The sequence below is a fragment of the Streptomyces pathocidini genome (genome assembly GCF_001418495.1).
GTDB classification, from domain to species: domain Bacteria; phylum Actinomycetota; class Actinomycetes; order Streptomycetales; family Streptomycetaceae; genus Streptomyces; species Streptomyces pathocidini.
On the sequence record NZ_LIQY01000117.1, the window covers coordinates 1 to 15701 of the forward strand.

General features: G+C 73.8%; 10 protein-coding genes. 2 read left to right on the forward strand and 8 right to left on the reverse strand.

Annotated features, from left to right (window positions below; all coding sequences use genetic code 11):
- Positions 1-897 (forward strand): FAD-dependent monooxygenase (locus AOK16_RS26375; protein WP_055471432.1); only part of this gene is annotated, 897 nt, incomplete at its 5' end.
- A 281-nt stretch (positions 898-1178) separates the two neighbouring features.
- On the forward strand, positions 1179-4037 hold the full coding sequence (locus AOK16_RS07405) for a helix-turn-helix transcriptional regulator (RefSeq protein ID WP_079101147.1): 2859 nt from the start codon (positions 1179-1181) through the stop codon (positions 4035-4037).
- 34 nt (positions 4038-4071) lie between these two features.
- Here AOK16_RS07405 and AOK16_RS07410 read toward each other — a convergent pair whose 3' ends face one another.
- The 8 genes from AOK16_RS07410 to AOK16_RS07445 form a co-directional block, all read right to left on the reverse strand.
- Positions 4072-5241: a thiopeptide maturation pyridine synthase gene (locus tag AOK16_RS07410; RefSeq protein ID WP_055471433.1), complete on the reverse strand. Its 1170-nt coding sequence runs from the start codon at positions 5239-5241 to the stop codon at positions 4072-4074.
- Positions 5238-6254, reverse strand: coding sequence for a lantibiotic dehydratase C-terminal domain-containing protein (locus AOK16_RS07415; RefSeq protein ID WP_055471434.1), 1017 nt, complete (start codon positions 6252-6254; stop codon positions 5238-5240). The genes AOK16_RS07410 and AOK16_RS07415 overlap by 4 nt, the downstream gene beginning before the upstream one ends.
- On the reverse strand, positions 6241-8847 hold the full coding sequence (locus AOK16_RS07420) for a lantibiotic dehydratase (RefSeq protein WP_055471435.1): 2607 nt from the start codon (positions 8845-8847) through the stop codon (positions 6241-6243). The genes AOK16_RS07415 and AOK16_RS07420 overlap by 14 nt, the downstream gene beginning before the upstream one ends.
- A 12-nt stretch (positions 8848-8859) precedes the next feature.
- Positions 8860-10827 (reverse strand): TOMM precursor leader peptide-binding protein, encoded by a 1968-nt coding sequence (locus AOK16_RS07425; protein WP_079101148.1) that lies wholly within the window; start codon positions 10825-10827, stop codon positions 8860-8862.
- Between the two features lie 81 nt (positions 10828-10908).
- A complete protein-coding gene (locus tag AOK16_RS07430) occupies positions 10909-11091 on the reverse strand; it encodes a hypothetical protein (RefSeq protein WP_055471436.1) in 183 nt (60 codons plus the stop codon).
- 174 nt (positions 11092-11265) lie between these two features.
- Entirely contained in the window at positions 11266-12888 is a 1623-nt protein-coding gene (locus AOK16_RS07435; RefSeq protein WP_055471437.1) for a SagB family peptide dehydrogenase, read from the reverse strand.
- Positions 12881-14785 carry a hypothetical protein gene (locus tag AOK16_RS07440; protein WP_240483426.1) on the reverse strand — a complete coding sequence of 635 codons (1905 nt, stop codon included), beginning with the start codon at positions 14783-14785 and terminating at the stop codon, positions 12881-12883. The genes AOK16_RS07435 and AOK16_RS07440 overlap by 8 nt, the downstream gene beginning before the upstream one ends.
- Before the next feature lie 123 nt (positions 14786-14908).
- Positions 14909-15701, reverse strand: a 793-nt coding sequence (locus AOK16_RS07445) for an acyl-CoA dehydrogenase family protein (RefSeq protein WP_240483427.1), incomplete at its 5' end; no start/stop codon positions are given.

The following is a 15701-nucleotide window of genomic DNA, read 5'->3' on the forward strand; positions in this document are numbered from 1 at the left end:
TCCCCGACCCGCCCGGCCACCGTCTCCACCCCCGCCTCGGCCGCCGCCCTGGCGCGGGCGGCGGCCGAGGCGGGGGTGGCGACGGTGGCCGGGCGGGTCGGGGAGGTGCGGCAGGGCGAGGGCTGGGTGGCGGCCGCCGGGCTGCGGGCCCGCTGGCTGATCGCGGCCGACGGGCTGCACTCGCCGATCCGCAGGGCGCTGGGCCTGGAGGCGCCGGGTGCACGGCGGGCGGGCGCGGAGCCCACCGGCGCACGGCCGATGGACGGGGACCTCACGGACGTACGGCGTGCGGGCCTGGAGGCGCCGGGCGCAGGGCCGCATCCGCGCTCCGGCGCGCGCCGGAGTACGCCTCGCCGCTACGGGCTGCGCCGCCACTACCGCGTCGAGCCGTGGACCGATCACGTGGAGGTGCACTGGTCGCCGCACGGGGAGGCGTATGTGACGCCGGTGGACGGCGACTTGGTGGGAGTCGCCGTGCTGAGCCGTGCCCGCCGCTCCTACGCCGACCACCTCGCGGACTTCCCCCGCCTCGCTCCCCTCCTGGGAGCCCACCCGGCCACGCCGGTGCTCGGAGCCGGTCCGATGCGGCAGCACGTACGTGCACGGGTCGCGGGGCGGGTGCTGCTGGTCGGCGACGCTGCGGGGTACGTGGACGCGCTGACCGGTGAGGGGATCGCCCTCGCGCTCGCTTCGGCGGAGGCGGCGGTGGGGTGTGCGGTGCGGGGGTGCCCGCGGGAGTACGAGGCGCAGTGGCGGCGCCTCTCCCGCGGCCACCGCGCCCTGACCGGCGCGCTCCTGAGCCTGGCCTGCGGCCCGCCCGGCGTTCGAGGCCTCATCGTGCCGACGGCGAGTGCCCTGCCGCGGGTGTTCGCCGCGGCGGTACGGGCGCTGGAGTAGGTGCGCCCGCACCGCACACCGGACGCGTCGGCACCACAGCGGATGGGCCCGCTCGTCGGCGGCGGATGGGCACTTCGGCGGCGGGTCCGCGCGTCAGTAGCCGACCGGTCTGCTCGCCAGCAGCCGACGGGCCTGCTCACCAGCGCCGTGGCAAGGGCTCGTTGAGCCGCATATGCCGCGCGGTGTAGAGTGATCACACGTAAACCAGTCCTTTATTGGGCATGTCGCGAGTATGGGGAAACGCGGCGAGTCGTACGAGGGAATGGATGCGGGGGGATCGAATGGCCTCGATCAAAGTGACCGGCCGGGCGCCCGAGTTGGCGCGGCTGCGTACCACGATCGAACGGGCCCGCGTGGGGCGGACGACCACCGTACTGGTCCGGGGAGAACCGAGGATCGGAAAGTCGACGGTGCTGGAAGCGGTCGCCGCGCTGGCCGGTGAAGCCGGCTTCCAGGTGGCTGCGGCCGGCGCGCGAGGGGGCCCCGACAGGCCGTTCGCGGCGGCCGGCCAGATCCTCGGCCGGCTGCTGGCGACGAGCTCCGCGGTCACCGCCGCGGACGGCCCGCCCTCCCCCGAACTCCTGTGGAAACTCACCGAGTTGGTGCGGGCGAAATCGCGTCACGTACCGGTCGCCATCTGTCTGGACGACATCTCCCACCTCGACCCGTGGTCGTTGCGCTGGGTGCTGGCGCTGTCGGGGTCCGTCTTCCCCACCCCGCTGGTGATCGCGGTGTCGGAGGATGACGTCAGCCCCGTTCACGGCTCCTCGCCGCGGGCCGAACTCGCCGCCAGCGCCGAGCACATCAGACTCACCGGCCTCCCGCCGGCCGCGGTCATCGAATTCGCGGCGAACCGCTGCGGCGTCACACTCGGCGAGGAATCCGCGGCCGTGTGCCACGAGTTGACCGGTGGCAACCCCGGCTTGCTGCTGGCCTTACTGTCCGAACGGGCCGGCACCGTACTCACCGCCGAGACCGTGCGGGCCACCAGCGGTTCCGCGGTGCTCCTGGGCAGCGAGCGCTGGCTGGCCGATCTCGGGGAGCCGGCGCTCGAGCTGGCGAGGGCGGTCGCCGTGCTCGGCGCCGACGCGGAGATCACCTGGGCCGCCGAGCTCGCCCGGCTGACCGTCCAGGACGCGTTGTGCGCGATCGACGAGTTGGTCGACCGGTGTCTGCTCGCCAACCGCACGCCACTGACCTTCCGTCACCCGCTGCTGGCCACCATGGTCGTCGGCGCCATCCCCGTCGGCACCCGAACCGCTCTGCACCTGCGGGCCGCCGAGATCCTGCGCGACGGGCACTTCGGCATGACGGGCGTCGCCCGGCAACTGGTCGCGGCCGGCCCGCTCGGCCTGGACTGGGCTGTCCGCCCTATGCGGATCGCAGCGCGCCAACTGGCCCGGGAAGGCAGGGCCGAGGACGCCGCCCGGCACTTACGCGGCGTGCTGCGGGAGCGATTACGGCCGCGAGTCCGGTCCGCGGTGCGGCGCGAGCTGGCCGAGCTGGACGCGTTCGTCGATCCGGACCTCACGGTGCGGCAGCTGGAGGCGGCACGGCAGGAGGCCGACGACCCCGAGATCGCGACCGACTACGCCGTGGCCCTGGCTGCCCTGCTGACCGAATGCGGACGGCCGGTGGACGCCGTGGCGGTCCTGGACGACACGGCAGAACGGCTCGGCCCTGCCCCGTCGGCGCAGTCGTGGCGGCTCCGGCTGCACAAGGCGTACGTCTGCCTCGGCGGTCCCGCCTTCCTGTCCGGGGCCGCCGACCGGCTGGACGACCTCGTCGCCGAGAGGCCGCGGGGCCAAGGCGCGCTGAAGGAACTGGCCGGCCTGCGGGCCGCCGAGGCGGTCCACGCCGGTGCGGACCGGGCAGCGGCCGTGCGCCACTCCAGACAGGCGCTGGCCGGTGGCGGCGGGGGGCAAGCCAGATGTTTCTGGCACGGCTGCGTGACACTGATCCGGGCCGACGAGCTGACCGAGGCGTGGGCGCACTGCGGCCGCGTTCGCCTAGCCGACGGGGCGCGCCCCGGGCGGTGGGACCACGTCACCGCCGAGCTGTTGCGCGCCATGGTCTGCCGGGTCCGGGGCGACCTGGCCGGGGTGGCCGGGGCGCTGGCCCCGATGGCGGACGTACTGCGCTCGGCGGCCTTCGCGTCCCACGTACGGGCCGCGCCCGCCGTGTCGCTCCTGGCCGAGGCGCGGGCCCTGATGGGCGACACGGATGCCGCCCTCGCCCTGCTCGGCGACTGCGGGTTGGATCGCGAACTGCCCTGGCGGCAGGACACCTGGGCCGTGCTGTCCGCGCGCGCCGTGGTGTGGGAGTGCGTCGGCGAACTGCCACGCGCTGTCGAGGACCATCTCGCCGCCGGGCGGCTGCTGGCCGAATGCCAGGTGGGCAATCCTTCGGTGGCGCCCTGGCGGTCGCGCGCCGCGCGGCTGCTCGCCGCCGCGGGGGAAACCGGCCGGGCCGCCCGCCTCGCCGATGCCGAGCTGGACGAGGCACGCCGCTGGGGCACCCCGCGCGCGATCGGGATCGCCGAACACGCCGTCGCCATGGCCGAGTCCGGGGCGCGGCGCATCGACCTGCTGGCCACCGCCGCCGGCACGCTGGCGCGTTCGCCCGCCCGGCTGGAACTGGCGGCCGCCCGATGCGACCTGGGTACGGCGCTGGCCGAGGCCGGTCGGCTGCACGAGGCATGTATCGAGTTCGACGCCGCGCTGTCCACGGCCGAGTCCTGTGGCGCACGGCCGCTGGCGCGCCGGATCGCGATCGCGCGCCAGGAGATCCGCCCCGCGGACATCCGGGAGTCGGTCCATCCGAACCTGCCGGAGCTGACGCCGCAGGAGCTGAAAATCCTGTGTCTGGCCCGGGACGGCCACACCAACCGGGCCATAGCCGGGAAGCTGTTCGTCACCGTGCGGACCGTGGAGTTCCACCTGTCCGGCGCCTACCGCAAGCTTGGCATCTCCGGGCGGCAGCAGCTCGCCCAGCTCCTCCCCGAGACGGTGGTGAACACGACGGCGGCCACCACAGCGCCCACCACGGCTCCGACCACGGCGGCCACGACCACCGCCGCGGCGATGACGGCGACGGCCATGACGGCGGTGGCGCCGCTGCCCCAGCGGGCAGGCGGATAGGGCACCTGGGACGGCTCAGGCGGCACCTGACAGCTCAGGCCGGCCCGTCCGCCCAGTCCGCGCCGATCCGGAGCCACTCGGGTGCGTCGGCCGCGGGCGAGGAGACCACGTACCGCTGGAAGTTGCCGACCGCGGAGACCCCGTGCACCCCCTCGACGGTGTTCGCCGCCAGGTGGCACAGCAGCCCGCGGTCCACCGGCCCCAGACCGAGGCGGTTGAGGTGGATGTAGAGGTAGTTCACCATCAGCCGGAAGGAGGCGAACCAGTGGTCGGTCCACAGGAAGTCCGCATGGCCGTGGTCGGTCTGGAGCAGTCGGTGGAACTCGCTGACCTGCCGGGTCGGCAGGCGCGGCGCCCTGCCGGCCCCGCTCAGCGACACCTCGCCGGACGCCAGCAGCGGGTGCGCGACCCGCTGGTGGCGGCGTACCGCGTCCGCCCAGTCCCGGAGGAACGGCAGGCCACTCCCGTCGCCGGCCAGCGTGGACTCCACCGTGCGCAGGCGCTCGTGCAGCGCGTCGGCCTGCCGCCGGTAGCGCTCGTCGAAGGCTGCCCGGTACCCGTCCGGGTCCGACGTGCGGGAGAGGAACGCGTCGGCGTGCGACCGCAGCGACATGAAGCCGCGGGCGATCGGTGCGCCGCCCTCGTCGAACGGAACGGCCGCCACCGACGCAGTGGTCCACATCAGGTCCAGCGCCAGCACCTGCAGTGCGCCACCGGCCCGGACATGCTCGTACATCAGGAACGCCAGCTCGTTGGTGTCGCTGAGGAAACCGGCCAGCAGCTCGCCGGCCCGCATCGATCCCAGCACCGGCAGCCGGTGGTCATAGGGCTGTTCGAGCACGGTGTTGTCCGGCACCCAGGGGTGGAGCGGGCCCGGCTCCATCTCAAGTTCCGCGAGCCGTTCGTGCACCGGGGCCAGCGCCTGCTCGTCCAGGCGGGCCCTGGACGGATGGGCGCGCAGGTACGTGTCGAGCATCGCGGTTGCCGTCGGCCGCACCTGCGTGGCCCAGGTCTCCTCGGAGGTGCGGAAGTTCAGCCGCAGATGGGGTCCACGCAGCCAGTGGCGGCCGAACCAGGCGCCGCTGACCGACGCGCGGACGGCGTCGAACGCCGGGCGGACGGCGTGCAGGACGAGCGCCGGTTCGGCGTCCTCGTCGTGGTGGTGGACGTGGATGCTGTGCCACTGGGCGGACGGCTCGGTCACGGGGCCGTCGACCCCTCGGGCAGCTCCGCGAGGACCCGGCCCACCAGGAACCGCAGCTGGTTCTCCTGCCACAAGGTCAGCCCGAGCCGGTTGTTGACCAGATGCGCGCAGCGCAGGAGCACCAGGCTCGTGGCCGGATGGTCGGTGGCGGCCAGACCGAGGGGCTCGGCCAGCGGGGAGGCCGCCCACTCGGAGGTGAAGTCGCCCCGGTCCTCCAGGCCGTGGAGAGCGTTCCGCATCCGGCGCACCGACGCCAGCCAGTACCCCCGCTGGCCGTCCTCATCCGGCCGGGACGCCAAGTGCCAGGTGCGCAGGGCCCGTTCACGGAGCTTCTCGCGCTGGGCCAGGTAGCGGGGCTCGACGTCAGCGGCCTCGGGGCCGCTGCCGAACGGCAGTGGCGGGCCGCCGTGGCGCGCCCACTGGCCGCGCACCTCGTCGCACAGCGCGAACACCCCGACGACCAGGTCGAAGGCCAGCAGCGCGCGCTGCTCCACGGTCGTGCCGGCCGCCACCACGGAGAGCGCCAACTCGCTGGACTCGTGGAAGTGCCGCTCCACGGCGGCGACGGCCGCGCCGTACCCGTAGTCCGTGTGCTCGCGCTCATAGGGCAGGAACTCCATGGTGTTGTTCGGCCGCACCGCCTGGTCGTGACCGGAGCGGCCCTCCAGACCGGCCAGGCCCTCCGCCACCCGGGCGAAGCCCGACCGGTCCACGACGTCCGCGGCCGGGGTGAGGGTCAGGAACGCCCGGATCCGCTGGGCCGCCAGCCGTTCGATCGTGGCACGCTCGGCCGCGCGGGTGGGCAGCAACCGCAGCCGGACGTGCGGCCCGCCCTCCCAGTACCGGAGGAAGAAGTAGCGCTGTACCAGGCCGTCGGACACCAGTTCCGTGACCAGCGGCCGGACGCAGTCGGCCAGCAGCACGTCCTGGTCGGTGTCGTAGAAGATGTGCGCGCACACCCAGTCCGAACCCTCCACCGCACTGGGGTCCAGCCGGTCGCTACCGGTCAGCATGCTGTCCTCCGTTGATCTCGACGAGATATTCGGTCACCCGGGATCCGTGGTCTCCGTAACTGGGCAATGCGGATGGGTCGGGCAGCGCCTCCTGGAGGAACAGCACGTGTTCCGGGCCGGCGAGCATCCGCTCGAACACGCCGACCAGCAGCAGGTTCGCGAAGTCGACGTACAAGGGCTTGCGGGACTTGACCCGCCACACGCTGCCGCCGACCACCGACGCCGGGTCCAGGCTCCGTACGAAGCAGCGCTCCGGCATCCCGTGCTCGTGCAGCCAGGCGGCCAGCCGCAGCAGGTAGGGCCGGTCGGTCTCGCCGTTCCGCCGGACCGGCGCCGCGCTCACCGGGAACACCCACTGGCGGCGGCTGACCGTCGTCCTGCCGATCACCACCCTGGGTTCGGCCAACATGCCGTCGACCCGGGCGAGCGAGGTGTCCCCGAACATCCGCCGCCCCGGGATGAGCAGGTTCGAGGTGGCGCCGAACGCCTGCATCAGCAGCCGGATCGCGGGCGGCAGCCACAACTCCGCGATGAGGTTGGGGTGTACAGGGCGCACCTCGGCGCCGCGGCTGCGGGACCGCAGGGTGAGCAGGCCCAGGTCCGGGTCGTGGCGCACCACCAGGTCACCGACCGGGATGCGGGCGTCGGCACCGCGCAGGCTGAGCCCCTCGGGGTAGTCGATCTCCGCGGGCACCGCCGAGATCCGCAGCCCCACGTTGCTGCCGTAGTGGCGGCAGGTGTCCGCCATGACCGTGCCGCCGGGCGGCGGCGCCGTGCTCACCTCGACGGCGATCCCGGCCTGGGCGAGCAGCCGCCGGATGCGGTCGCGCCCCCGGCCGTGCCCGGAGTTGACGGCGTTGACCACGAACCGGGGGTCGTCACCGCCGCCGAGCGGCTGCCCGTAGAAGGCCACCGAGTCCGGCGGCCGCATCCACACCGGCCAGCTCCGGGCCGACGCGGACAGCCGCTCGGGGTCGAGCCGCAGGACACCGTGCTCGTCCGCCCGCCCCTCCAGCGCCTCGGAGCACAGTTCGGCCCGCAGCCGGGCCAACTCGCGGATCCTGGGCATCGGGTGGTCCGCCAGGGCCTGGTAGCCGTGCGTGCCCATGGAGAGCAGGTCCGGCAGGCCGGGATCCTCGCGCAACCACTCCTGCACCGCGCGATGGAAGGCGAGGAACGGCACGGTGGAGCCCGCGCCGATGCGCTCGGCGAACGTCTCCGCGAGCGCGACCCGGCCGGGCAGCGCGGGGTCCAGTACGGCGTAGCAGCGGCGTACCAGGTCCAGATCCCGCAGCACCGGTTCCCAGGCGCGCCGGTCGGGCCCGGGCAGCGGTGTCACCAGCAGCGCGTTTTCGATGATGCTGTTCTTCGCCGGCAGTTCGACCTGCTCCGGTCCGACCAGCGACCTGATCCGGCGCAGGACGGCCTCGATGTCCCGGGTGCTCCGGAGCCGGTCCGAGGGGTCCTCAAGCGCCGGATACGCGGTGAGGTGATCGGCCAGTTCGGCCAGGTGGGCGCCGATGCCCTCCAGTTCAGGACCCGCGGTGGCGACCCAGGAGCGCAGCTCGCCGAGGGGGTCCAGGGCCTGGTCGGCGAAGGGGCGTTCGGCCTCCAGGAGCCCCAGCTCCACCAGCCGGCCCACGTACGCGTCGGCCGTGGGCGCGTCGCTTCCGGTCCGGGCCGCCACCAGCCCGGCGGCCTCCTCCCGGGTGCACCCGGCCCCGGCCACCACGTCCACACACACCTGGACCGGGGCCGTCGCCGCCAGGCTGCGCAGCGGCTCCTCGGGTCCCGGGCCGATGAACTCCCAGCGGTCACCGGCCAGGAGGGCACTCGGGTTGAGCCGCAGACGCAGGCTCCTCGCGAGGACCGGGTGCCGGCTCAGCTGCCGGACGAGCTGCTGGACCACCCACAGGTTGGGTTCCACGACGGTCCGCACGGCCAGGGCGGGCGTGGGCCCGGTGGTGTCCTGCTCGTTCCAGGCGCCGAGCCCGCTGATCGTGAAGGTGCTGAACGGGCTGGTCTTCATGGTGATCCGGGCGAGGTACTTGGCCAGCCGGAGCGCCAGCCGGCGATCCGGCTCGGCCTCCTCCGGCCGGGACAGCCACCCGCGCAGCCGATCGTGGAGCACCGGGCTGCTCAGGACCATTCCGTGCTGGAAGGCCGGATCGGTCACCGCCTTGCGCAGCAGGGCGTGCTGGGCCCCGGTGTGGTGGCCGACCAGGTCGTCCAGGCGCGCCAGGCCGCGCTGGTGCGCGGCCAGCAGCCCGAGCCAGGACCGCACACGGTCGGTCAAGGCGGCCGGCAGCAGCGCACGGACCTCGTCGTTCCAGCACCGGGCCGTCGGTGGCCTGCGGTTGTGGATGGACCGGCGGAGCGCGACCAGCGACGGTTTGCCTGCCGACTCGCGCCCGATCAGCTCGTAGAGGGCGTCGGACAGTTCGTCCGCCGCGCCGGTCAGCTCGCGTTCACCGGCCAGTACGGCCTCGACCTGCCCCCACAGCTCCGGCGAGCGCAGGTCGTCCAGCGCGGACACCGGCAGCCCGCCGATCCGTACGCCGAAACGGTCCGGGGTCGAGAAGCCCTGAGCCATGGTCGGCTCCTCTCATGGGAACGGGTGCGGGTGCGGGTTGAACTCGGCCGGGTCCAGCGGACGCGCCCGGTAGCCGAGTCGGGCGGGCGACTGCCGCAGCCGGGGCAGGCCGTGGGTGCGGCGCATCCGGTGCCCGAACGTCATCGGCAGCAGCCCGGGGATGATCACTTTCGCGCAGGCCAGATCCTGGGCCCGGTGCTCGTCCGTGGTCTGGTCCACCACGATGACGTCCTGGTCGCGGCTGGTGAACCGCGCGACCACCTCGGCCAGGTCGGCGCGGATGTCCTCGCCGCGCGGCCGGCAGTCGGCCCGCTCGAACGCCTCGGCCACCGGACGGGCCGCGGTGCCCAGCAGGAAGTCGAACCGGTCGAACGCGGCCGGGTGGCAGTACAGCAGGGCGTGGTCGCGCATCTCCCGCACCAGGTCGGGGTCGGCGACCATCGCTTCGATCCTGGCCCGCTCCTCGCGGTAGGCGGACCGGTTCCAGCCCAGGTTCGCCGCGAGTTCCAGCAGCCCGTTCAGCAGCGCCCGTTCCGGATCGAAGTGGGCGCCGCCCGCGCAGATCGCCACGGGCTCCGGCCCCGGCGCGGGGTGCACCGCCATGACCCACGCCGTGGGTATGCCGTGCTCGGTGGTGGTGGCGAAGGCCGCGACCCGGTGGCCGCTGTCCTGCCTGATCCGCTCGGCCAGCACCCCGATGCGCGGATCGGCCACGGTGTCCAGGTCCACCCTGGGTACTGGCAGCCGGGCGTACCAGGTGAGCAGGAACGCGTCTCGTTCCGCCAGCTCGACCACGCCGTGCAGCGCCGCCTCCTCCAGGCACCCGCCCAGAGCGCACCCGTTGGACACCTCGTACGCCAGCGGGCGGGCGAGCGGGTTGCCGTGCCGGGTGCGGTAGTAGGCGTAGTCCTCGGGTACCAGCACGGGGGCGTTCCGGCGGAACGAGTGGCCCCACACCCAGTTCAGCTCCAGGTCCGGGTCGAACGGGGCATAGGGGAAGCCGGGCTCCGCGTATCGCTCGGGCGGATACAGGCCCAACTCGGCCGGATGAACCGCCCGTTCGGCCGTATCGCGGTAGGTGGCCCGCACCGTGGTGCGCGTGCCACCCGGCCTGGCGCCGCCGAGCCGTTCCAGCGCCTCGGCCAGCGCGGTGCGCTCGCAGCCGGCGTAGTCCAGTTCCCGGCCGAACCCGGCCTCCTGCTCGGCCCCGGGCAGGTGCACCGGAGCGGACACCATGGGAAACCGGTAGTCGGTCCGGACGTCGAGCTGGCGAACGACCCCGGTGTGGCCGTCCACGTAGGTCCTCACCAGCGTGTCCCAGTCGGCGCCCAGATCGCGGACCCGGTAGGTGTCCCTGTCGGGTTTCGGGCGGGCCGTGCCCATCAGGGAGGGCGGCCGGTCCGCGGGGAGGGCGCCGCACTGCGGACAGAGGGGATCGGGGAGGAAGGGGTGTGCGTCGGCCGCCATGCTCGTCAGGGACAGCAGCACGACGGCGTTCGTCGTCAACCGGCCCGGTACGTCGGCGAGTTCGGCCGAGACGAGCTCACCGACGGTGGCACCCGCCCAGGCCGAGAGCAGCGGGGCGGGGCGGTCGGCCAGTCGGTCACCGAACCGGTGCAGCAGCCGGGCCCGGGGACTGTCCGGGCCGAGAGCCCGGTCCCGCCGGGTGGCGGCGCACCGCGCGCAACCGGCCCGGCCCGGGGCGACGTAGGGGCCGATGACGACGTGGCCCAGCTCGACCCGGACCGGCAGCCACGCGGTGCCGGCCCGGTCGGCTGCCGTGCGGACGGTCCAGCTGTCGTCCGCGCTGACGACGACGGCGCAGTCGGGGTCCGTTTCGGCGACCAGCCGGTGCGCCCGCGAGGCGGAGGCCCGGATCGCGGTGGCGAGCACGCCCTCGCCGAGCACGGCGACCCCGGTCGGACTGGGCGCTGTGCCAGCGTCGGCGGTCGGACAGAGCGCTGTGTCGGCGTCGGTCAACGTCACTTCCCTCGCTGGTCGTTGTGGCGCCCTGTCCGGCGGACCACCAGCCCGCCGGACAGGGCTGTCAGGGCTGCCGCGTCAGCAGCAGCAACACGAGCAGCAGCTCGCGGGCGTGCCGGTCGAGGTGCAGTTGGACGCGCCGATCTCGACCATGGCGTGGCCGACGTTGATCGACTCCAGGCTCGCGCCCGGTGAGGTCGGCAGGATGTCCAACTCGTCCACGCTGAGGTCAGCGAGGTCCAGGACGAGGTCTGCGGCCATCGAGGTCTCCTCTCTCGGTTGTCGGTTCTGGCATTCAGTTGTCGGTTCTGGCATTTCTGGCATTGACCGAACTGGTCCCCGCCAGTCTTGGGGCGGGATCGGGCCGCGGTCTCCACGGTGCGACCGAAGTCCGGGCCGTAGACTCCCGCGGACCGCGAACCTCGGTGACGCAGGTCACCAGGTCAGCGGCGGCTCGTACTGCGCGGTGGCCCGGCGGCGGCCCAGGACGAGGGTGAAGACGGGCACATGCGCCTCGTCGGCACCGATCAGAGCCCGGACGGCCCCGTCGTCATAGCCGTTGGTGATCCGCGCGGACAGGCCGGCGGCGGCCGCGAGCACGCTGATCCGCTGTGCGACGATCCCGGCCTCGTGGTGCAGGATCCGGTACCCGCGATCGCCGAACCAGCGGTCGCCGGCAAGCCGGTTCACACTCAGGAACACGATCGCGTTGGCCTTCGCCGAGTTCACCGACGGCGTCCGGTCGCAGAGCATCGAAACCACCCCGCGCCCGTCCCGTCCCGGCAGGCCGAGCAGCGCGGGCGCGGCGTCCAGCCGGTACAACCCGGAGGCGATACCGGCCACGTTGAGCACGAGGGCATGGCAGTCCACCAACGGCCGGCACACCGGCTCGGCGTGGTCGGACGGTACGGGCTCAAGGGCGTGCCGGAGCAGGCCGGCCAGTTCATGAGCGGGGAGTTCCGCGCTGTCGGGCAGGAACATCCGGCCCCCGGAGTCGCGCGCTCGCAGCGCCTGCGCCAACTCGACGCGGTCACGCGCCCCTTTCCCCTGGGCGAGCGGAATCCAGCTCGCGGCTTCGCCGCCGCCGTCGGCGGGCAGGTGGAAGGCGTCCGGGTCCACCGGCGTGGGAGGGCCGGTGCCGGTCATCCGGCCGGCGCGGTCCAGTGCGGCCAGCCCCGACCACGCGGCCGGGTCGACCGCGTTCGTGACGACGTGGCGGGGCCGGATGACCGACAGCGGGCCGCCGAACTCCTCGTGGACCTGGGCCGGTTGGGGTTCGGTCGCCCGCCAGGGGGACAGTCCGATGACCGCGAAAGCGGTCTCCTCGTCCCCGTCCAGGCCCAGGGCCCGGTTGACGACGGTGTCGTCGAACCGGTGGTGCACCCGTCCGCGCAGCCCCAGCGCGCCCCCCACCAGCAGCACGTTCCCGACCGTCATGCCGGCCTCCTGCGCGCACAGCCGGTAGGCGTAGTCGCGGTAGCGGAACGCCGCCTTGCGGAAGCACACCGCGGCCACCACCAGGCCGAGCGTGCCGTCGCGCCCGGTGCCGGTGGCGGCCCGCAGCGCGGCTGGGACACCTCCGGCCCGCAGCCTGGTCAGCGCGTGGTGTGCCGGGTCGTAGTGGTAGCAGCCGGCCGGCAGGCTCCCCGCCGCGCCCGCCGGCCACACGTACAGTTCCACCGGGTAGAAGCACCGCGCGGACGCCACCACCCGGTGGTACGGCCAGGTCGCGTACGGCCCCGACTCCATCCGCCCGAGACCGTAGCTGTGGTGCAGCAGCGCCGACAGGGCGGGTTCATCCAGGACCTCGCGGCTGGGAGCGTCCTCGGGGTGGGCCTGGCGAAACCCGGCGAAGGACCAGCGGGCGTCACCGATGTGCCGGGCCGGTTCGCTCAGCACCCGCCGCGGCAGCCCCCGGAAGACCTTGGCCGGCAGCGGGTCGTCCGGTCCGCCCTCCTCGCCGTGGCCCTCCGCGAACAGCTGCTGAACCCCTTCGAAGGTGCGCCACCAGAACCGGAGTCCTAGGGATTCGGGGATTCCGGTCACGGGCTCAGCCATCGACGAGCACGACCCGCAGGATGCCGGGGAGCACCGCGTGCACCGCGGGATCGTGGTCGAGCGGCACCACGACAGGACGCAGCCCGCGAGACCGCAGCGCCCGGAGCATGTCCTGCCGATCGGCTTCGTCCGGTCTCCGGGCCGGCCCCGCTGCCGGTTCCGGCGGCAGGTCCAGCCCGGAGACCGGAGCCGGCGCGTAGTCCGGTTCGTCCGCCAAAGCCGCCTGCCGGTCCAGCACGGCCTGCTCCAGACCCTCGGCCACCGCGTTCGGACCGCAGGTCACCGCGACGGGCCGGCCCTCCTGCCACCACGCCAGCACCGGTATTCCCAGGGCGCCCCCGATGTCGGCGGCGCGGACGGAGCCCCTCGCCGAGCGGAGCAGGTCGAGATGACGCCGCGCGTCGGGGCCGAGCGCCCAGTCCGCCGGATCCAGGGCCGCCGCCGGCCGTGACCGGCCGTCCAGCACATCGGCGACGGCCAGTTGGGCGCAGTGCTGCCCGATGCCATCGGTCAGGGCGTCGTCCCAGCTCAACCGCGCCGCCAGGCCTGCCCCGGCGGTGAACACCTCGGCCGCGGGCACCGCCGTGACCCGCCGGCCGTCGATGTCCCAGCCCCACACCGTGGCGCCGGGGGCGAGTCTGCACGGATCCACCGAGTCCACCGCGTACCGCGCAAGGCCCCCCAGCGCGGCGCGCTGACGCGCCTCGGCGAAGCTCGTGCCCACGCCGAACACCCGGGCCCCGCCGCCGGTGTGCGGCACGGCCTCGGTCACGTTCAACGGCAGCTGGGTGAAGTCCCGTTCGTCCAGCTTCCGCAGGATGCCGACGTGCGGGTCGAAGCAGCGGGCCGCACGGGCGGAGAAGTCCTGCTCGGTGACCCGATCGCCGGTGCTCAACCGCTCGACCCGCCGGGCGAATTCAGCCTCGGCCTCCGGCCGGGCCGGCCGGGTGGCCGGATGGGGGAGGAACGCGTGGGTCGAGGTCCGCAGGGTTTCCAGGTCGATCCTGGTCAGCTCGGTGTCATCGGGTCCAGTGACCCCCGTTACCGCCCGGAACGCCGCGAGACCCAGGTGCCCGGCCACCACCGCCGCGGCCGGGCCGGTGAGGAACTCGCCCGCCCGGAACGGGCCCCGCGCGCCCAGCCGCAGCCAGGCCGACTCCCAAGCCGGTCCGGCCGGACCCAGCCAGGCGACCTCGTCGAGCACGACCCCCTGGACCAGCAGCGCGCCCGAGGACCGGCACAGCCGGGCCAGGCGCAGCGCGCGGTCCACTGCGGGGGCCGAGGCCACGTGCAGTACGACATCCGCGTCGGCGACCGCGGTCTCCTCTCCGTCCGGTTCGCCGGACAGCGCGATGTCGACCAGCGTCTGCCGCGGGTCGCGGTGTGCCGCCTCGGCGGCCAGCTCGGCCAACCGGGCCGTGTTCGTCGGGGCTTCCGGTGTCCGGACGGCGTGGAGCCGGCGGACCCCGGAGCGCAGCGCCGAGCAGACCAGCGCGATGAACGCCGGTCCCGAGCCCAGCACCACCACCGTGCTGTTGCGGTAGGACTCGAACCGCCGGGCGGCCGAGTCGCGGTGGTACTCGATGAAGGCGATCTCGGCCGCGTACGTGTCCAGCTCACGCTTGGTCAGGCCGTGCGGCAGGTCCTCGGCGCTGTCGAGGACGCAACCCGCCGCGTGCAGCCGGCGGACCAGCGCCTCCACCGCGCCGCGCTTGTCCTCGGGGAGTCCCCGGAGGAGGTCGTCCAGTTCGGCCGAGCCGTCCAGATACGGGGCCAGCCGGTCCAGCCACTGATAGGCGGATGGGCCGCGCAACGCGACATCGGCTCCCGCGCCGAACACGTGCACCCCGTTGCTGGTGGGCACGTAGAGCACATCGGACTTCAGTTTCGGTCGCATCGCCAGCCCTCGCATCGGTGATCAGCCGAGTATCGGAGCCGCGTACGCACCTGTCTCTACGGTGCCACCACAGGATCGACCACAGGATCACCCCCACGGCCTGCGCGCCGGGGCCGCGCCCTGCTAGCGCCGCACCCTCGGCATGCCCAGGCCGAGCCACGAGATGATCTCGCGCTGGATCTCGTTGTTGCCGCCGCCGAAGGTGAAGATGACCGCGCTGCGGTAGCCGCGCTCGAGTTCGCCGTGGAGTACGGCGCCGGCCGAGCCCTCCTTCAGGGGGCCCGCCGCGGCGACGACCTCCATCAGCCAGGCGTACGCGTCCCGGCGCGCCTCGGAGCCGTACACCTTGACGGCCGAGGCGTCCTGCGGGGTGAGGGTGGAGCGCTGGAGGGCGTCCACCATCTGCCAGTTGAGGAGTTTCATCGCGTCGAGGCGGGTGTGGGTGCGGGCCAGGCGGCCGCGGACCCAGCCGAGGTCGATGACGCGGCGGCCGTCGGCGAGTTCGGTGTCGGCGGCCCAGCGCTGCACGTTGTGCAGGGCGCGGATGGCCATCGTGCCGTGGGCGGCGAGCGTGACGCGCTCGTGGTTGAGCTGGGTGGTGATCAGGCGCCAGCCCTTGTTCTCCCCGCCGACGCGGCGGCCGGCGGGGACGCGAATGTTCTCGTAGTAGCTGGCCGTGGTGTCGTGCGAGGCGAGGGTGTTGATGAGGGTGCAGGAGTAGCCGGGGTCGGCGGTTGGGACGAGGAGGATGCTGATCCCCTTGTGGGGCGGGGCTTCCGGGTCGGTGCGGACGGCGAGCCAGACCCAGTCGGCGGTGTCGCCGTTGGTGGTCCAGATCTTCTGGCCGTTGACGACGTAGGTGTCGCCCTCGCGTACGGCGCGGGTCCTGAGGGCGGCCAGGTCGGTGCCGGCGTCG